Source organism: Flavobacterium sp., assembly GCF_049240005.1.
In the GTDB taxonomy this organism is placed as follows: domain Bacteria; phylum Bacteroidota; class Bacteroidia; order Flavobacteriales; family Flavobacteriaceae; genus Flavobacterium.
Window position 1 is genome coordinate 11,477 of record NZ_JBMLTK010000080.1, and the last position, 19,554, is coordinate 31,030.

The following is a 19,554-nucleotide window of genomic DNA, read 5'->3' on the forward strand; positions in this document are numbered from 1 at the left end:
ACCACATGGACACAAAAGAACTATTAAAGAAAGTCCGCAAGATTGAAATCAAAACCAAGCGCCTGAGTGATCATATCTTCTCGGGAGAATATCACACATCGTTTAAGGGACGTGGCATGACGTTTAGTGAAGTTCGTCAATACAACTTTGGCGACGACATCCGAAACATCGATTGGAACGTAACGGCGCGCTACAACGAACCTTTTGTGAAGGTTTTTGAAGAAGAACGCGAACTCACAATGATGTTACTTGTTGACATCAGTGCCTCATCGAATTTCGGTTCCACAGCGCAGTTTAAAAACGAAATCATCACCGAAATAGCCGCTACTTTAGCCTTTGCTGCCACAAACAACAACGATAAAATTGGTTTGATTTTGTTCACTTCGCAAGTCGAGTTGTACATTCCACCGAAGAAAGGAAAGTCGCACGTATTGCGTATTATCCGTGAACTGATCGAATTTCAGCCCAAGCAAACCGCTACTAATTTGGCCGAAGCACTTCGTTTTTTATCGGCGACTCAGAAAAAACGCGCTATTGTTTTCGTGATTTCTGATTTTATGTCGGATCCGTATGATTCGACACTCAAGATAGCAGCACGCAAGCACGACATTACGGGTATTCGTGTGTACGACGAGCGCGAGCAAACGCTTCCTGCCGTAGGTTTGATTCCAGTTTTTGATGCCGAAGCACAACAATACGTTTATGTGGATAGCAACCGAAAATCGGTTCGCGACGCCTACAAGCAAACGTTTGTTCAACAAGCAACTTTCTTTAAAGAAACGTTCAGCAAATGCGGCGCAGGTGTTGTAAATACACGTGTCGACGAAAGTTATGTAACCAAATTACTCGCCTTTTTTAAATCCAAAAACTGATGCGCAGCCTACGAATACTTTTTCTGATTCTTGCCTCGATACCGGTTTTCGGACAGCAAACAACGGTGCAAATGTCTGTAGATTCTACAGCAAAAAAAATTGGTGCTGAGTTCCGTGTAACCGTGCGAACTACCGTTGATACGGCTGATATCGTGAAATTTCCTGTAGCTCCTCGATTCGGAAATCTTGAGGTCATTCGAAATTATAAAGTAGATACTATAGAACAAGGCGCAAAATTCGAACTGATTAAGCGCTACGGACTTACACAATTCGACCAAGGTAAATACGTAATTCCTAAACTCCCTGTAAAAATTAACGGCGGAGTGTACTTTACCGATGCCATTCCGATTGAAGTGGCTGCCGTGAAAGTGGACACGCTAAAGCAAAAAATGTTCGACATTAAAACCGTCGTTGGTCCAGAAGGAAGTACCGATTGGTCGTTACTCTGGCTGTTACTTGTTGTCGTTATTTTGTTAGCGATAGCGATTTGGTACGCGAAACAAAAGAAATCGGCTGCAAGCTTAGAGAAAGTCGTTGTTTATAAAACACCGATCGATAAAGCCACAAATCTTTTAAAATCGCTCGAAAGCAAACAGCTTTGGCAGAAGGGCGAGGTAAAGGCGTATTATTCGGAACTTACCGATATTGCTCGAACCTATATTGAAGAAGAAATAAAAATTCCGGCTTTGGAAAGCACTACCGCAGAGCTGATTGTAGCTTTGAAGAACGTAGCCAAACAGAAAAAATACAAATTATCGGCTGATACATTAGAAGACTTAAAACAAGTTTTGATGCAAGCGGATTTGGTAAAATTTGCGAAATCGAAACCTTTAGAATTTGAAATCGAAGCCGACAAGCAGCGCATTGAAAAAACGATTGTGACCTTACACCAAGCGATTCCGGAAGAGATTTTGGAAGAGGAATCGCCAGTGGAAGAACTACAGGAATCACGCGCAGCTAAAAAGCGCAGAAAACGTCAGGTTCGAATGCTTGTAGCCGCTTCCATTTCCGCTATTCTACTTTGTTTAGGCACTTGGATTGCAATTTCGGGTTATACCGAAGTTAAAGATACGCTGCTTTTTAACAGAGGGAAAATCTTGCTTGAAGGCGAATGGATCAAAAGTGAATACGGATATCCAGGTATTACCATTGAAACGCCTACGGTGCTTAAACGCGAGAAAAAAACACTTTTGAACGCAACGCAGCCGGCACAAATTGCGAATATGCAGAGCTTTTCTTCAGGCGACTTCTCCGACGCTTTTTCGATTAGTATTTCAACACTTACTTCAAAAGATACGACGCAAATTCCGTTGGATAAAGTACTCGAAGAAACCTTGCACCGCTTAGAACGAAATAATGCACGAAACATCATTGGAGATCAGGGCGAATTTACTACACCTAATGGTATATCGGGCTTGCGCGGCATGGGAACGTTCTCTCAAATCAACACCCTGACCAACAAGAGCACAAAGTATTATTACGAGCTATTCATCTTTAATCAAGAAGGAGGAATTCAGAAAATATTGTTGGCACATCCGGAAGGCGATAGCTACGGAAAGAAAATCGCAGAACGCGTAATTAATAGTATCGAACTCAGACAACTCAACAACAATGCAGGGAACTAGTTTTTTAAATCCTGAGTTTTTATGGTTGCTACTTTTGCTACCTGGGCTTGCCGTGTTTCAGTATTTTTTCCGAAACAAGCGAACGCCAAAAATGCAGCTAAGCAGCACTAAAGCTTTTGCCAAAGCGCAGCGATTTCCTGTAATTCTTGATCAAATCTTATATTACGGACGATTATTAGCGTTTGCGAGCTTAATTGTGGCACTGGCTCGACCACGATCTGTAGATGTTTCCAGCCAGACCAAAACCACCAAAGGAATCGACATTGTTATGGCTATGGACGTTTCGGGTTCGATGTTGGCGAAAGATTTGAAACCCAACCGAATGAACGCACTCAAACGCGTTGCCGCTCAATTTGTGTCGGAACGACCTAACGACCGTATAGGAATCGTTGTTTATTCCGCAGAAGCGTATACAAAAACACCGGTAACAAGCGATAAATCGGTTATTTTACAAGCACTCGACGGTGTAAAGTACGACCGCATTTTGCAAGACGGAACTGGAATTGGCATGGGACTCACAACTGCCATTAACCGATTAAAAGACAGTAAAGCAAAGAGTCGAATCATTATTTTGCTGACCGATGGTGTAAATAATGCCGGATTTATAGAACCGGAAACGGCTGCCGAAATTGCTAAAGAATTTGGAATTAAAGTGTACACTATAGGTATCGGAACCAATGGCATGGCCGAATTTCCGTACGCCATTGCACCCGATGGTTCGTTTTTATTCCGCATGATGAAAGTGGAAATCGACGAGCAACTCATGAAAAATATCGCTGCAAAAACCGGAGGAAAGTACTTTAGAGCAACTTCAAACCAACGGTTAAGTCAGATTTATAAAGAAATCAACAAACTAGAAACGACCGAAATCGAGGAATTGAAATTTTACGATTACGACGAAAAGTACCGACCTTTTGTTTGGTTGGCTTTCGGATTGTTGTGTTTTGAATTTTTGGTTCGTCAAACGTATTTTAGAAACATTGTTTAGTTATGTTCGAATTTGAAAATACAAGCTATTTCTACTTGCTCGTCATCGTTGGTTTTTTTGTGGCGTTGTTCTTGTTCGGACGCCTTCGCGTGAAGCTGGCGCGGAAGAAATTTGCACAAGAAAGTGCTCTTCAAAAACTAATTCAAGAACGATCTACTTCAAAAACGTGGTTGAAAGCAGGACTTTTTTTACTGGGATTAAGTGCTGTAATAATTGCTTTGGTGAATCCGAAAGTGGGGACAAAAACCGAAACCGCGAAACGCCAAGGAATAGATATTGTTTTTGCACTCGACGTTTCAAAAAGTATGCTGTGCGAAGATGTAGCGCCAAATCGATTGGAAAAATCGAAGCAAATCATTTCGCAAATCATGAATCAACTCGGCGGCGATCGCGTGGGTTTGGTTGCTTACGCCGGAAGTGCATTTCCGGTTTTGCCCATCACTTCCGATTTTGGTGTAGCACGTATGTTTTTGCAAAGTGCAAATCCGACAATGGTTTCATCACAAGGAACTTCGCTCGATGATGCGATTCGGATTTCTGCCGGCTATTTTGAAGGAGATTCGAAAGTAAATAAGCTATTGATTCTGATTTCAGACGGCGAAGATCATTCTGAAGGAGCTTCCGATGCCGCCGAAGAAGCGAATAAAATTGGCCTCAAAATCCTAACCATTGGCGTTGGAACCGAGCAAGGCGGCCCCATTCCTCTTAAAGAAAACGGTATCACCAAAAGCTTCCAACGCGATAATGCTGGAGAAGTAGTAACGACCAAAAGAAATGAGGCGTCTTTAAAAGAAATTGCCGACGCAACAAACGGTGCTTATGTTAACGGAAACGAAACTAAAGCAACCCTTGAAGCGGTGAAAGCGGCTCTCGATAACATTGAAAAAAGCGATTTGGAATCGAAAGAATACACCGATTTTAACTCGCAATTCCAGTGGTTCATCGGTTTGGCATTGCTGCTTTTGTTCATCGACTTTTTAATGTTAGAGCGAACTACAGCTTGGTTAAAGAAGTTAAATCTGTTTAACGAATAGTCATGAAAAAACAATTGTACCTCATAGCGTTTGTACTTTTTGGCTATTGTGGATTTTCCCAATCGGCTAAAAGCCAAATTGCGCGTGGCAACGACGAATTTGAAAATAAAAACTACAACGAAGCTGAAACGGCGTATCGAATAGCTACGTCGAAAGGAGAAGGCGTTCGGGGAAGCTATAATTTAGGAAACGCTATTTATCGAATGAAACAGCCTGCCGAAGCTGGCTTTGCATACTTTCGTTCGGTTGAGAATGCCAAAACGAGACCCGAGAAACACAAGGCGCTTCACAACTTGGGAAATGTGTTTATGAATATGAAAGATTACGCAAAAGCAGTCGAAGCTTATAAAAATGCGTTAATTAATGACCCAACCGACGAAAAAACGCGCTATAATTACGCTTTGGCAAAAGAACTCTTGAAAAAGAACCCGCCGAAGAACAACGATAAAGACAAAAACAAGGATAAAAAAGAGAAGAACAAAGAGAAAAACAAACAGGATCAGAACAAGAATGACAACAAAAACAAAGATCAAAAGCAAGATCAGCCAGGTAATGATCCAAAAAAGAACGATAACAAAAATCCTGGAAAACAAAATCCTGGAAAAGCTGGAATATCCAAAGATCGCATGCAGAATTTACTCGATGCGGTAAATAACGAAGAAAAGAAAATTCAAGATAAAGTAAACAAAAACAAGGTAAAAGGAAAACCCGTTCAATCGGAAAAAGACTGGTAGAACCGCATGAATATGAAACTCGTAACATACATTTCTGCAATTTTCTTCTTGCTGCTGCAAACCGCTACTGCACAAGTACAGTTTGAAGCAAAAGTGAGTAAAACCACTTTGGGCATTAACGAAAGGCTCAGAATTGATTTTACCATGAACGACGATGGCGATAATTTCGAACCGCCAAACTTCGACGCCTGCGGATTTAAAGTTGTTGCCGGACCGAGCCAACAGGTAAGTCAGTCGTGGATCAACGGACGCTCATCGTTTAGCAAAACCTATTCTTATTTTCTCATTCCAAAATCAAGAGGAACGCTAACGATTAAACAAGCATCCATAGAAATACGCGGACAGATTTATAAAACTTCACCCGTACGGATTACTGTTACTGCCGCTGTCGAACTCCCGAAAGATCCAAACTACGCAACTCAAGTAAGCGTGAACGATGCCATACATTTGGTTGCCGAAGTTTCTAAAAACAATCCGTACATAAACGAGCCCATTACGGTAGTGTACAAGCTGTATATCAGTTACGACATCGGTGTGAAATCATGGCGCGAGCTCGACAAACCGAAATACAACGATTTTTGGTCGCAAAACATCGACATCAAAGAGCTGCGTGCTGAAGACGGAAACTACAACGGCGAGAAAATGCGTTATGTTGTGCTTCGCAAAACTGTACTGTATCCGCAGAAATCGGGCAAATTAATGATTGAACCTTTGTCGTTAGATATCGATGTACAACTACCTTCAAACCGACGAAATTTCTTCGGACAAGTTCTCCTAATCGACGATTCGAAACGGGTTTCGGCAGGTGCGCGTACCATAAATGTAAAACCGCTGCCCGAAGCTGGAAAACCAGAAAATTTCAATGGAGCCGTGGGCCGTTTTTCGTTTAACGCCAAACCGTCGAAAACTACACTGAACAACGGCGAAAGTCTCGACTTAACGGTAAGCGTTAGCGGAACGGGGAACCTAAAACTGTTCACACTTCCAAAACCTACAGTACCGAGTTCGCTCGAAATGTACGATCCTGTTCACAGCGAAAATGTTAGTACACCCTTGTCGGGAATGACGGGAAGCATCTCAGATACCTACACGATAATTCCACAATTTAAAGGCGATTATCCTATCAAACCACTGACGTTTAGCTACTTCGATCCGAGTGTTGGCAAATACAAAACAATAAGCAGTGCACCTTTTACCATTAAAGTTCTCGACGGACCCGCAAATGCTTCTGCAACAGCTTCCAACGGAAACGAGGTTCAAAAACAAGCACTTACCAAAACGGCGCAGTTTAAATTCATTAAGCTGAAAACTAAATTGGTGAACAAAACTGAAGGCGACTTCTTCGGCTCCACCGGATTCTACTCGCTAATGATTTCACCACTTTTAGCATTGCCGCTATTACTGCTCATCCGCAGACGCAACAAAGCGGTAGCTGCCGATGTAGTTGGAAACAAAACAAAAAATTCAAACAAACTTGCCAAGCGCTTTTTATCGGAAGCTAAAACCGCGATGAACGACAAAGAACGATTCTATATCTCGTTAGAACGCGCGCTTCATAACTTCCTGAAAGCCAAATTGCAAATTGAAACTTCGGAAATGAGTAAGGTGAAAATTGCCGAACTTTTGCAAAACAAAAATGCAAGTATTGAAACGACTTCAGCACTAATTCGACTTATCGAAAGTTGCGAATTTGCACGTTATGCGCCAACCTCTGAATCGGTTATAAATGCCGATTACGAAACGGCGGTCGACCTATTAAACCAACTCGAAAAGCAAATTAAGTAAGATGAAAAAGTTTCTTTATTTAAGCCTGATTTGCTGCCAGTTTTTAAGTGCGCAGCCGCTTTTTGACAAAGCCAATACCTTTTACCGTTCTGAAAAGTATGTCGAAGCGGCAAAAGCATATGAAGAAATTCTGGCGAGCGGAAAATTCTCTGCCGAGGTTTACTTCAACTTAGGAAATACCTATTACAAATTAGGCAAAGTAGCACCGGCTGTGTACAACTACGAAATGGCACTTTTGTTGAAACCCGGTGATGAAGACATAAAAAACAACCTAACATTTGCCGAACAGCTGCGTATCGACGATATCAAAGAAGTCGGCGAAGCGGGTTTTGCTGTTTTGCTTGCCGATACTTTTAAAGGATGGAACCACAACAGTTGGGCAAAAATTGCCGTAGTATTTATGCTTTTGGCCTGCGTTGGCATTGGCTTTTATTACTTTGGTTCACGACGCTTAGTACGAAAACTCAGCTTTATCTTTGCGAGTTTTGCATTTCTTCTCGGAATTGTCGCGGGCGGATTCGCACAGCTAAGCTTTACAAGCAGTAACAGCAAAAGAGAAGCTGTGGTTTTTGCAGAGAATTTACCGGTAAAATCGGAACCTAAAGCGCAGTCGGCCGACGCGTTTTCGATACACGCCGGAACCAAAGTGCGGATACTCGAAACACTCGATCGTTGGTTTCACATTCAATTGCAAAACGGCAATGAAGGTTGGGTACTAGCTTCGGAAGTTAAAGAAATCAGAAGGCAGCGTTAGCTTCAAAGTCAAATCGGGGAAATACAAAACACGCCAAACGCATAGATTGCTGGATGATCGGATTTTCATAAAACCAAATAAATTCAGGATAGTACTGCATATCGAATGCGCGTTCGAAATAGCACATCAAAATTCCAAAAATCAACATAAACTGCATCGTGTACGCGGCAACGCCAATGAAATTGTTTATGATACCTAAATTTTGAAACCGGTAAGTGGATGCTAAATCGATTATCTGCGAACGTTGATACGCCTCCAAAAGAATGTAAGCACCGATAAATGCGCAATTCTGACAAATTTGACGCGGCAATTCGAATAAAAGTCCGATTAACTGCGCCAACGAAGGCTGAATTTGCAAAGCCGCATACACCACAAAAAAACGCCAAGCAAGCAACATACATGAGGTATAACCCGCTAAGTATAAGCCACGCAGCATCACAACGATGAACAAACAATATACAGCAAGTTCGAGATACATGGGGCAAATTAAATTTCATTCGAATTTAAATGAAAGTAAAGCTAACTTTCTAATTAATTTTGTCGAAATAATACGAATCAAAGCAGCAGAAAAATGTCGAGAGATCAACAATTAAAAGAACGATGGGAAGCAGTGGTGGAAAAACTCTCGGACCAATTTGCCGACGGAGAAGAGCTCGATCTCGACGCCATAATTTACCTCATTGGCGTTCAAGAACTCGGGCAACTGCATCGTAAATTCGAAAAAGACGAGAAACTCAATTTAATGCACATTGCCATTTGCCGCTTGTTACAGCCCTACGGCTATTACGAACTCGACTATGTAGATGCCGAAGGTTGGCCGCATTACCGCATTCTCGAACCACTTCCACCACTAAAAGCCGGCGAACAACGCTTGTTAATGACCGATGCCGTGGTAAATTATTTCCTCGAAACGAAGTATATTCAATAATGTTTTTCAAGCAAAAAGGAATTAAACCCTAAATTTGCACTTTCAAAATTTGCTATGATCGATCAGATACATGCCTACATCAAAGAAGTAGAAGCGTTTCAAACTACCGACAAAAACGAACTCGAACAATTTCGAATCAAGTTTATTGGGTCAAAAGGTATTTTGAAAGATTTGTTTGCCGCCTTTAAAGCCGTTCCGAACGAAGAAAAAAAGGCATTCGGCCAATTGATTAATCAGTTGAAAAATGCTGCTGAAGAAAAAGTGGCACAAATCACGGCAACGCTTGAAGCAGCTACACTTTCGGCGCCAACGCTAAACGACCTTACGCGTCCTGGCGAAGCTTTTACTTTAGGTGCAAGACATCCGATCTCGATCGTGAAAAATCAGATTTTAGACGTATTCGCATCCATTGGATTTAATGTTTCCGACGGACCCGAAATCGAAGACGATTGGCACAATTTCACGGCTTTGAACTTGCCCGAATACCATCCGGCACGCGATATGCAAGACACCTTCTTCATACAAACCAATCCGGATATCTTGCTGCGCACCCACACCTCTAGTGTGCAAGTACGCTACATGGAAGCAAACAAGCCGCCGATCCGCACCATTTCACCCGGACGCGTGTTCCGTAACGAAGCCATTTCATCGCGATCGCACTGTATCTTCCACCAAGTCGAAGGTTTGTACATCGATAAAGATGTTTCCTTTGCCGATTTGAAGCAAACCCTACTCTACTTCACCAAAGAAATGTTCGGTAAGTCGAAAATTCGTTTGCGACCTTCTTACTTCCCGTTCACCGAACCTAGTGCCGAAGTTGATATCTATTGGGGACTAAAAACCGAAACCGATTACCGAATTACCAAAGGAACTGGTTGGCTCGAAATTATGGGCTGCGGTATGGTTGATCCCAACGTTTTGAAAAACTGCAACATCAATCCAGACGAATTTACTGGTTTTGCCTTCGGAATGGGCATTGAGCGCATTGCGATGTTGCTGTATCAAATTGGCGACATTCGCATGTTTTACGAAAACGACGTGCGTTTCTTAAACCAATTCAGCAGCGCCATTTAATTCGTAAGAACGATGCTAAAAGATTATCAAATTCCGGAAGTAAAAAACGTATTCTTCGCTGCTGTGCAGGAATGGAGCGACGATTTTATGGCCGATGTTTGGTACATTTATTTGATTAACGACAGTGATTTCGACATCGATAGCGTTATGGTCGTTTCAAAAGCCTTCGGAACAATCGATGGCGAAATGAAAAAAACTTCGCTGCTGCGCCACGCTTTTATGCAAGTTCCTGCCGTTAGCGCCATAAAAGTCGAACTTTTAGAAAACAGCCTCATCCAACTCAACAACGAGTTTATGCTTACGTACTTTATCGGAAACACGCTGTACGACAAAAAATTCACTTTTAAAGCCAACAGCGTACACGTAAATCACACCGAAGAAGTTCCGATTTTATTCAAACCTGGCGTAATCGTAAACTAAGTACAGCTAATATTTTGGGCATTCCCGCTTCTCTTTTCCACACTCCGCAATGCTACGCGCGCAAAACAATCACGGTCGGGCTTTTCGCTGCAAGTTTTTTGTGGCTTAAACGCCACCACAAAATAGCTTTCCGCTCCACCCGAGGCTTTAGCCGAACTAACCGCAGGTAATCCCCAACGCGGAAAAACGTAACAACCGATCCGAGTTCAAACATAATTCGTCGTGAAAAGGCGCGAAACTTAAATACAAAATCGCACACAACTAAATACCTTTGCAAAAAAATTCTCCATGCATTTTCTCTCGGAAGATTTAGAAGAGTACATCGTCGCACATTCGCAAGCCGAACCTCCGTTGCTCAAACAACTGGCTAAAGAAACCTACCAAAAAGTGCTCATTCCGCGTATGCTTAGCGGGCATTTTCAAGGTCGGGTTTTATCGATGATTTCTAAACTAGTACGACCTACGCGCATCCTCGAAATTGGCACCTACACCGGTTACGCCACTTTAGCGCTTTGCGAAGGTTTGCAAAACAACGGCGAGGTACATACTATAGATATCAAAGAGGAATTGCAACCGTTTCAGCGCAGGTTTTTCGATCTTTCGCCGTACGGCCAACAAATCACGCAACACCTCGGCGAAGCCATTCACATCATTCCTACCTTACAGCCGGGTTTCGATTTGGTGTTTATCGACGCCGACAAAGAAAATTACATTCACTATTTTGATTTGATTGTACCGATGATGAACCGCGGCGGCATTATTTTGTCGGACAACGTACTGTGGAGCGGAAAAGTTGTAGAACCTCTCGTTGCAGGCGATGTAAGCACAGAAGTACTGCTCGAATACAACAAAAAGGTTAATACTGATCCGCGTGTGGAAACGGTTTTGTTGCCCATCCGCGACGGACTCACACTCACGCGCGTGCTTTAAGGTGTGTGAAAAAAAACCACTTTCACAAAATAGCCTACTACATAGCAGCGATCTCTTTAAGCAAGTCAATAATTTTATTGTTTCTGAACTGTTTTCTAAATTCAATTTTGACTAGACCGCCAAAGAATTTTTCTGCGTGTCTAATCTTCGCTTTTTCTTCTTCACGAAGACCGTCATCACTTCCAACGTCTTTTGTTTCTACGATAAAGTTTAATTTCTGTTTGCCATCTTTGAATTTTAAAACATAAGCAAAGTCAGGCGAATATGTTTTACCACCTGCAACTGGAATTTTGATTGAGTTTTTCGGGATTTTCGTAAATACAATAACTTCATTGATTTCTGTCTTAATATTCTTCATTTCTAATTCAGAATCATAATACAATTCGTCAAAGAAATATGACTGTGCCACGTCTTCATCTGAAAAGAAAATACCAATATCAGAAGCGGAAATTTCTGATAAAACATTTCCTTTTTCGTCTGTCAGTTTGGTTGGGTGAATGTTGTTTGAAACCTTTTTGTATTCAATACTGAATTTGTCAATTGCATTTGCCATTAGGAAATGGTCAAATTTATCTTTGATAATTCGCAATGTTGTTGGATTCAAATGTTTGTTTATCTCTGTCCCTGCATCAATAATTGATTGATGAATGGTGGAGAGATTGATATTTAGAATTTTTGAAAGTTCTTTCAGAAAGTCGCTGTATTTCATTGTTGAAATAGTTGCGACATTTCGTTCATAGATTGATTCTGCTTCGCTTACAATAGCTCTATCATCTTTGATTTCGACTTTTGCAACTCGTTCGCTTACTCCATCTGTTTTAAAATTTCCTTTTTGTGCCTTTAAAAACGAGGTAAAGAGGTTTTTAAATTCGGCTTCTTTATCAAACTTATATTCTAAAATTACTTTTTCGTTGAGTTTTTCCCAAAGGTCTTTTAACTCACTGTATTTATCTGTTCTTACTGTGATTTTCTTTTTATTGTCTGTTGCTTTGCGAATTTTCGTAGAATTTACACCTTCAAAAATCTTCGGATAATTGTGTTTAATGTAAGTGAAACCATTTTCTTTAAAATCGTTGTTGCGCTTAATTACATTATTATCGTCTAAAATTTGCAAAAGGTCTTCTTCGTTGGTCTCGTAGAGTTCGCAAATCTTTTTAATCATTTCAGCAGACAGTTTGTCAGGCGTTAGTTCCATTGAAATTGCACCCGACTTTGAGTTGATTTCATTTACCAAAGAATCGACAAAATCACTTTCAGTAAAGTCCACAAAGTAGTTTAGATAAAACTGCTCGTCTTTTACACGATTTCCGTATTCATTTACTGGTAAACGCAAGCCACGCCCAACTTCCTGTAATTTTGAAATATCACTACCACTGCTGCGCAATTTGCAAATTTGAAAAACATTTGGATTGTCCCAACCTTCTCGCAATGTCCATTTTGAGAAAATAAATCGTCTTGGATTTTCCAAACTCAACATTTCTTGTTTGTCGTGCAAAATCTCGTTTATTTCCTTTTCTATAACCTCGTCTTTTTCGCTGTTGTCTTTTGAGAAATAACCACCGTGTGTTGCAGAAATATCAGTCAATGATTTTTTAAGAAACGCCTTATAGTATGCGTTTTTTTCTTCTTTTAGTAATTTTTCGATTTCAGCCTTTGCTAATTGCTCTACCGTTTTTTTGATATATCCATCTTTGTTTCGATATTCATCAATGTTGTCAATAAAAAAAAGCGTTAACGGTTTGATCTTTACGTCTCTTGTTAGAAATTCTTTTTCAAGCTCAAAATGCTTTTGAATGGCTTTTTGAATCATTGTTTCCTGCAATTTTTCGGCATATGAATACGGATTGATTTTATCGCCCTTTTTCATTTCCAAACCGTTGGATAAAACAACGGTGCTTTTGTTCAAATTTTCAACTAGCAAATCGCTCATTTCAGAATGAACAGTTTGTAAACTCTCTTTCTTTCTTAGTTTTACTGTTTTGCGTTTATCATTTTCTATCAATTCAAAACTGGCTTCTGTGCCATCAGAATCTATAAACTTTACAATTGCATTTTTCCCACTATCAAATTCTGTAATGTGTCCGATTACGCCTTTTACTAAATTTCGATTGAATGAATCAACAGCTGTTAAAGTGTAAATCAGATTTTCATAACCTTGAAACGTAGCGCCATAACGCAAAATAAATTGCGGTTTCATTTTTTGGATGTTTTCCCACGTTTTATTTCCTGTGCCAAATTTGTGTGGTTCGTCAATAATCATAAACGGTTTTGTCGCACCAATGGCATCAAACGGCACGGTATATTTGTCAAACAAACCTTTATCAAAACTTTTTTGCATAGTTTCAGAGTTAATCATACCAGCGTTGATAATCAAAACCTGAATGCTGTTTTTTTCAAAATTGCCCGAATTAACAAAACTGGTAACGGCTTGCGGAATATATGATTTCTTGCTTTTCCCGTTTTTTAAGCTTTCTACAATATGCAAATGCAAGGTTTTACCGTATTGCTCTTTAAAATGTTCACGACTACTGTCTGATTTCAAAAAATCTATTGTTCCTGCTTTGATGGAAAGCGTTGGCACAACAACAATAAATTTGAAAATGCCGTATTGTTTGTTGAGTTCAAAAATTGTTTTAGTGTAAGTATATGTTTTGCCCGTACCCGTTTCCATCATAATGTCTATAATGTTGCTTTTTGGCTTTGGCTTTTCTTCTATACTATTTCGTTTTTGGCGATTGAGAATGTTGTCAAAATACTGACCAAAGGGCAACATTTTGTTATCAATCGCATTGCCTTGTTTTTCAATTTTGTTGTAAACTGGATTAGTGTAGTTTTTATCCACCTCCGGAACATAGTGCATCTGCAAATTCTCAAATACAGCTAATGTACTTTGAACTGCATTTTCCTGATGCGATAAGTTTTTCTCAAAATGAAATCCTTTCATTGCTTAATACCTTGTTATGAAGTCAATATCAATTTTCTTTTTGTTAGCGTATTGCTTCACGTTTTCCGAAAGTTCTCGCAAGCTTTTACTTTCAAAGTGATAACCAAATGCAATAATAGAAGTAGGATTGAATGCTTTTTCTGTATCAATTTTTTCTAAAATGGCTTTTAAATTTTCGGTTGTAAAGTTTTTGTGCAACAAATACAATTTCCCATTTCCGTAAAAAGCAGTGTAACCGCCTAAATCAACTATTTCTAAGTCATGCGAAAGAGAAATGTTGTCGTTTGTTTTCCAGGTAACCAACAATGCCTTTAAATCTTCCTCGGTGAGTTTTCCTGTATCAAAAAGGGTTTGCGATGTATCAAACTGTTCTGCTTCAAAATTGTAATCTTCCCAAATAGGAGTAGTTTCAAAGACTTTGAAACCTAGGTCTTGATGTTTAAGTGATTCAATTTCTGTCTTGAGTAGATTGATTTTTTCTTCTTTCCCTTCTAAGTCTAATTTCCCTTCAAGTTCTTTTAATTCAGCTTCTTTTTCATTGATTTTGTTTGGGATTAAAACATCTTTGGTCTTTTTAGCTGCTCTAATTATTCGTTCTTTTGTAATATCAAAAATGGTTGGAGTGTCAATTCCTAATTCCTTTTTTACAAAATTGTATCCAACCTTATTTTGTTTTTGGTCAATTAATTCAGGAATTTGAACCAAAATGAATCTTCTATTTCCACCATCTTCACTATTGATCTGGAATAAGGAATCACCAGTTGTTCCGCTACCTGCGAAAAAATCTAAAACGATAGAATCTTTATCCGTTGCAACTTTGATTAAATTATTAAGTAGTTCAATTGGTTTAGGAAATGAAAACACTTTTTTGCCAAATATTTTTTCAACTTCTGCTGTTCCCCTTCTGCTTGAAAATTCTTTGTCAGATAAAATTGAACGAATCAACTTCTCAGACGTTCTCATTTTTTGAACTATTCTATATTCTTCGTCTTCGGTCAAATAGCCTACAATTTCCTTATTTAGTTCACCGAGTGATTTTGGTTGTCCCCAACGCCAAACAAACTGAACACCATCTTTTACAGATTTTGGCGGATAAATTTCAATATGATTTTCATTTTTAGTCAAACTTATTTCATAGAACTCTTCACCTAATTCTGATAATTGCTTTTCAGGATTAAGATAAAAAGGGTAATACAAATTTTCACGATTTTCAGGCGTAAAAGCTACATTACTATTGTAAAGAGGATGAACATTAAAACCGCCTTTTTCATCTTTAAATGTAAATCTCTTGTTCTTATCTTCTAATAAATTAGTCTCTGTTTTGTTTAGTTTATTTGCATAGAAAATGCAGTATTCGTGCATTTTTCCGATATGACCATAATCTCTTGCGTTTGGAGTAGAATTGATTATGAAGGTGCCAATATAATTCTCTTCACCAAAAACTTCGTCCATTAGCATTCGAAGTTGAGTTACTTCATTATCATCTATCGAAACAAAGATTACTCCTTCATCCTTAAGTAGTTGTTTGGATATGTATAGACGAGGGTATAAGAATGTCAACCAAGCAGAATGACTGTTGCTCTTTCCTTGCGTAAAATCTAAGATGCGTTTAGCTTTCTCAGCATCAACGCCAATTAAATTTTGCAATTCTTTTACACTAAATTTTCTATCGTCTTGGTAAGTAAAACCGTCTTTACCTGTATTGTAAGGCGGGTCAATGTAAATCATTTTCACCTGTTCGTAATAGGCATTGGCAAGGTGTTTCAGCACTTCCAGGTTGTCGCCTTTGATGAGCAAGTTTTCAGAGTTGGCGTTTTCGGGTTTGCTGTTATGAGTTTCATCTGCTTTCAGCAAAGTGGTTGCTGGGTCGCTTGCCAAAAGGCGTGCATACGATTTCCCAAGCCAGTCTAATCCGTAACTTTCCGTAGAAAAATTGATTTCCTTTTCAGTTAGATTGTTTTTAAATTTCTCTAATTGAAAGTTTCCATCTTTGTCAAAACAATGCGGAAAGTGTAATCTCAATGCTTCCAAATCTTTGTTAGGTACTTTTATGTTAGAGGTAGTTATTTGCTTGTTCATAGAATACCGTTTGTGTGGATATGCTTTGTTTAGTGTTTTGAATAATAAGTATTGCAAATATCAACATTAATTTTTGAGCGTATTGCAATAATTAATGCCAGTTAATTCAACAGTAAAAACTGATACCACTAAGTAAGTTGGACTCATGAAATAAAAGAAATTTTAGCTTACTACTGTTGATTTCAAGAATATACTGCCGTAACGCGCACAAACAAATTGATGTAGCGCTAAAGTCAACGTACCCGATAATATTCCGAAGAGATACCCGCAAAGAATGTCGCCTGGAAAATGCAAGCCCAAGTAAATGCGGCTGTACGCAAATAGTAACGGCCAAAGAAAAAGCAAGAAAGCATATCGATAATGTTTCCGCAACAGCGCAAAAATAAATACTGCCGACGCCATCGAATTGGAGGCGTGTCCGCTGAAAAATGAAAAAGATTTACTGCTTTTAACGTCACGCATGAATCCTTCGAGAGTCGGATCGTTACACGGACGCAAACGCATGAATGTATTTTTAACCAAATTGGTGGTTTGGTCGGTAAATACTAGCATTAGCGCAATAATAAGTACCAGAACCAATACGTGTTTCCAACCGTAATTCTTTACCAAAAGATAAAGTAAAAAGAGAAAAAACGGCGTCCAATACAATTGTTTTGTGATTAACAACCAAAAACCGTCCCAACGTTCTGAACCGAGATTATTCAAAAACAAAAAGACAGTGTGATCAAGCTCCGAAAGATATTCCAACATTAGCGCTGCCGTTTTACGGTTCCTTTTAGTTCTTGAATTCCAGCCTTAGCTGCATCAATTTCTCGATTTACATCGCTAATTAAGGGCGTATCCGGATTCTCGAGAACCTGCGTAATTTCAGTCGGATCGAAGCCTTTTTTCAACTTATCCAACTCCTCGCTCAATCCACCGGTTAACGATTGCTTGTTAATTCCGTGCTCGTCGGCGTTTTTGGTAATCTCGTACTTAAGCTCGTTGGTAGCGTTTTTGAGCTGCGCCATACCTTTTCCGAGTTGCCGCGCTACTTCAGGAATGTTCTTAGAACCAAATAACATGATGGCTACCAGAACGATAAAAATCATTTCACCACCGCCTATTCCAAACATAGCTAGATTCTTTTAGATTACAAATTTACGCACGTTCCTTGAAACTCCGCTTTAATTATTTCCCAAAAACACCTGCGTCGGTCGATTTTGGCCAAGAGTTGTTGCTGGTATCCACATCGGCTGTTTCCAACTTTGGATCAACTTTTACGCTTTTCAACAACTTCTCTGTAGCAAAAACCCGACTCACCTCAGCGTCGTTAAAACGCCAGATTTGCGCCGGAAAACGATGCATTTCCGTTGTGCCGTCTTCAAAAGTTAGTTCTACCAACAACGGCATTACCAATCCGCCTGGCTTATCGAAAGTAATCTCATAAAAATACTTCGGACTCTTCAACTTGGCACGTTCTTCTTCGCTAAACTTCGACTTCAAAAACTCATCTAAGTTCTTCACATCCTCGATTTTGAGCGGCTTGTTGAGTTCTGCTTTAAAATCTTCGCTAGTTTCCGACAACATATATACCAACGGACCCGAATTTGCCAATCGACGACGGCGACCTACCGGTGGTGCTTTAAAATTCTTAGGCGCATCGTTGCTCACAAAATAACGAGTTACTTGCTTCACGCCAATATCAACATAATCGGTGGTATAAAACCAACCGCGCCAAAACCAATCTAAATCCACTGCCGAGGCGTCTTCCATCGTACGGAAAAAATCCTCAGGTGTTGGGTGCTTAAACTTCCAACGGTTGGCGTAGGTTTTAAAGGCATGATCAAACAACTCGCGTCCCATGACGGTTTCACGCAAGATATTCAATGCTGCTGCTGGTTTTCCATAAGCATTATTCCCGAATTGACGGATGCTTTCCGAGTTCGTCATAATAGGTTCTAAACCGGTTTGCGCGCCGCCCATATACGGAGCAATTAAACGAGCCGGACCGCGATCAACGGGGAAAGTAGCTTCCCACTCAATCTCTGTTAAATACTCCAAAAAGGTGTTCAAACCTTCGTCCATCCATGTCCACTGACGCTCATCCGAATTCACAATCATCGGAAAATAGTTGTGCCCAACTTCGTGAATAATTACGCCAAGCATGCCGTACTTTACGCGATCCGAATACGTACCATCGGCTTCCGGACGACCGAAATTCCAGCAAATCATCGGATATTCCATACCCTGATCTTGGGCATTGATTGAAATCGCTTTTGGATACGGATAATCGAAGGTGTATTTAGAATAGGTCTTTAATGTATGTGCAACGATTCGCGTAGAAAACTCGCCCCAAAGCGGATTTCCTTCTTTTGGATACAATGAAATAGCCATTGCTGTACCGTTCTGTAACTTCACCGCCATGGCATCGTAAATAAACTTTCGTGAAGTTGAAATACCAAAATCGCGTACGTTGGTAGCTTTAAATCGCCATGTTTTCTTCTGATTGCTAAAGCCTTTTTCAGCAGCTATAGCCTCTTCTTGAGTAACAACTACCACAGGTTTGTCGAATGTTTTCTCAGCCAATTGATAGCGCTTGAGTTGCTCGGCAGTGAACACTTCCGAACGATTCTGCAAATCGCCGGTTGCTTCCATAATGTGATCGGCCGGAACGGTAATCGCTACTTCGTAATCGCCGAAAGGCAAAGCAAACTCGCCCGAACCCCAGAACTGCATGTTCTGCCAACCTTCAACATCGCTATACACTGCCATCCGTGGATAAAACTGGGCTAAAACATATAGTTTATTGCCGTCGGGAAAAGCTTCGTAACCCGATCTTCCACCATCGAGTTGGTAATTGTTTACATTATACCACCACTTTACCTTAAAGCTAAACGACTCGCCTTTTTTCAAAGGTTTCGGCAAATCGATGCGCATCATGGTGTAATTAATCGTGTAAGACAATGCTTTTCCTTTAGTATCGGTTACGTATTCGATTCGAAAACCACCGTCGAATTTCTCTTCCATAAAACGACGAGAAAATCCGGCTGCCGCCATCGAAGTTTCCATTTTTTGAGAATCGGCTAAGGGCGTTTGCGAATTGCGCGCTTGCTGATTTTGATCGAGTTGCATCCACAAATACTCCAAAGACTCGCCCGCGTTATTGGTGTAAGTAACGGTTTCTTCGCCATACACTTTTTGGTTTTTATCGTCGAGCTCGATCGACATTTTATAGTCGGCTTTTTGCTGATAATACGCTGGCCCTGGCGCTCCCGAAGCCGTGCGATACATGTTTGGCGTAGCTAACAAGTCGTACATTTGGCGGAATTTACTGGTGTCGGTATGTCCGACCGCAGGTACACGTGGCGTTTCTTGTGCCATCGAAAAAGCGCTAACTAAAAGCGC

General features: G+C 40.2%; 17 protein-coding genes. 11 read left to right on the forward strand and 6 right to left on the reverse strand.

What is annotated here, in order from left to right:
* Positions 1-5: 5 nt before the first annotated feature.
* The 7 genes from ACOVQQ_RS08550 to ACOVQQ_RS08580 all read left to right on the forward strand — a co-directional run bounded on the left by ACOVQQ_RS08550 (position 6) and on the right by ACOVQQ_RS08580 (position 7,792).
* Positions 6-872, forward strand: coding sequence for a DUF58 domain-containing protein (locus ACOVQQ_RS08550; protein WP_094487079.1), 867 nt, complete (start codon positions 6-8; stop codon positions 870-872).
* 71 nt (positions 873-943) lie between these two features.
* Positions 944-2,497, forward strand: coding sequence for a BatD family protein (locus ACOVQQ_RS08555; RefSeq protein ID WP_421817829.1), 1,554 nt, complete (start codon positions 944-946; stop codon positions 2,495-2,497).
* Positions 2,484-3,485 (forward strand): vWA domain-containing protein, encoded by a 1,002-nt coding sequence (locus ACOVQQ_RS08560; RefSeq protein WP_421817830.1) that lies wholly within the window; start codon positions 2,484-2,486, stop codon positions 3,483-3,485. Before ACOVQQ_RS08555 ends, ACOVQQ_RS08560 begins: the two co-directional genes overlap by 14 nt.
* Before the next feature lie 2 nt (positions 3,486-3,487).
* On the forward strand, positions 3,488-4,519 hold the full coding sequence (locus ACOVQQ_RS08565; protein WP_421817831.1) for a VWA domain-containing protein: 1,032 nt from the start codon (positions 3,488-3,490) through the stop codon (positions 4,517-4,519).
* Positions 4,520-4,521: 2 nt separating this feature from the next.
* The gene (locus ACOVQQ_RS08570) at positions 4,522-5,253 is read left to right on the forward strand and encodes a tetratricopeptide repeat protein (protein WP_421817832.1); all 732 of its coding nucleotides are present in this window, start codon (positions 4,522-4,524) and stop codon (positions 5,251-5,253) included.
* Between the two features lie 12 nt (positions 5,254-5,265).
* The gene (locus tag ACOVQQ_RS08575; protein ID WP_421817833.1) at positions 5,266-7,038 is read left to right on the forward strand and encodes a BatD family protein; all 1,773 of its coding nucleotides are present in this window, start codon (positions 5,266-5,268) and stop codon (positions 7,036-7,038) included.
* A 1-nt stretch (position 7,039) separates the two neighbouring features.
* Positions 7,040-7,792: a tetratricopeptide repeat protein gene (locus tag ACOVQQ_RS08580; protein WP_421817834.1), complete on the forward strand. Its 753-nt coding sequence runs from the start codon at positions 7,040-7,042 to the stop codon at positions 7,790-7,792.
* Here ACOVQQ_RS08580 and ACOVQQ_RS08585 read toward each other — a convergent pair.
* Complete coding sequence (locus tag ACOVQQ_RS08585) at positions 7,776-8,270, reverse strand: hypothetical protein (RefSeq protein ID WP_421817835.1); 495 nt, start codon at positions 8,268-8,270, stop codon at positions 7,776-7,778. The two genes, ACOVQQ_RS08580 and ACOVQQ_RS08585, sit on opposite strands and share 17 nt — an antisense overlap.
* Positions 8,271-8,363: 93 nt before the next feature.
* Here ACOVQQ_RS08585 and ACOVQQ_RS08590 point away from each other — a divergent pair, with 93 nt between their 5' ends.
* The 4 genes from ACOVQQ_RS08590 (at position 8,364) to ACOVQQ_RS08605 (ending at position 11,144) form a co-directional block, all read left to right on the forward strand.
* On the forward strand, positions 8,364-8,720 hold the full coding sequence (locus tag ACOVQQ_RS08590) for a hypothetical protein (protein ID WP_421817836.1): 357 nt from the start codon (positions 8,364-8,366) through the stop codon (positions 8,718-8,720).
* 54 nt (positions 8,721-8,774) lie between these two features.
* Complete coding sequence (pheS, locus tag ACOVQQ_RS08595; RefSeq protein WP_421817837.1) at positions 8,775-9,794, forward strand: phenylalanine--tRNA ligase subunit alpha; 1,020 nt, start codon at positions 8,775-8,777, stop codon at positions 9,792-9,794.
* Between the two features lie 12 nt (positions 9,795-9,806).
* A complete protein-coding gene (locus ACOVQQ_RS08600; RefSeq protein WP_094487089.1) occupies positions 9,807-10,214 on the forward strand; it encodes a hypothetical protein in 408 nt (135 codons plus the stop codon).
* Positions 10,215-10,502: 288 nt separating this feature from the next.
* Positions 10,503-11,144 (forward strand): O-methyltransferase, encoded by a 642-nt coding sequence (locus ACOVQQ_RS08605; RefSeq protein ID WP_421817838.1) that lies wholly within the window; start codon positions 10,503-10,505, stop codon positions 11,142-11,144.
* Between the two features lie 37 nt (positions 11,145-11,181).
* On the opposite strand, the gene ACOVQQ_RS08610 is transcribed toward ACOVQQ_RS08605, so the two are convergent.
* From ACOVQQ_RS08610 to ACOVQQ_RS08630, 5 genes are all read right to left on the reverse strand, one after another.
* Positions 11,182-14,088, reverse strand: coding sequence for a type III restriction-modification system endonuclease (locus ACOVQQ_RS08610; RefSeq protein WP_421817839.1), 2,907 nt, complete (start codon positions 14,086-14,088; stop codon positions 11,182-11,184).
* 3 nt (positions 14,089-14,091) lie between these two features.
* Positions 14,092-16,167 carry a site-specific DNA-methyltransferase gene (locus ACOVQQ_RS08615; RefSeq protein ID WP_421817840.1) on the reverse strand — a complete coding sequence of 692 codons (2,076 nt, stop codon included), beginning with the start codon at positions 16,165-16,167 and terminating at the stop codon, positions 14,092-14,094.
* A gap of 162 nt (positions 16,168-16,329) precedes the next feature.
* Positions 16,330-16,917 (reverse strand): phosphatase PAP2 family protein, encoded by a 588-nt coding sequence (locus tag ACOVQQ_RS08620; protein ID WP_421817841.1) that lies wholly within the window; start codon positions 16,915-16,917, stop codon positions 16,330-16,332.
* Complete coding sequence (locus ACOVQQ_RS08625) at positions 16,917-17,282, reverse strand: Sec-independent protein translocase subunit TatA/TatB (protein WP_421817842.1); 366 nt, start codon at positions 17,280-17,282, stop codon at positions 16,917-16,919. Before ACOVQQ_RS08625 ends, ACOVQQ_RS08620 begins: the two co-directional genes overlap by 1 nt.
* Before the next feature lie 55 nt (positions 17,283-17,337).
* Positions 17,338-19,554, reverse strand: a 2,217-nt coding sequence (locus ACOVQQ_RS08630) for a M1 family metallopeptidase (protein WP_421817843.1), incomplete at its 5' end; no start/stop codon positions are given.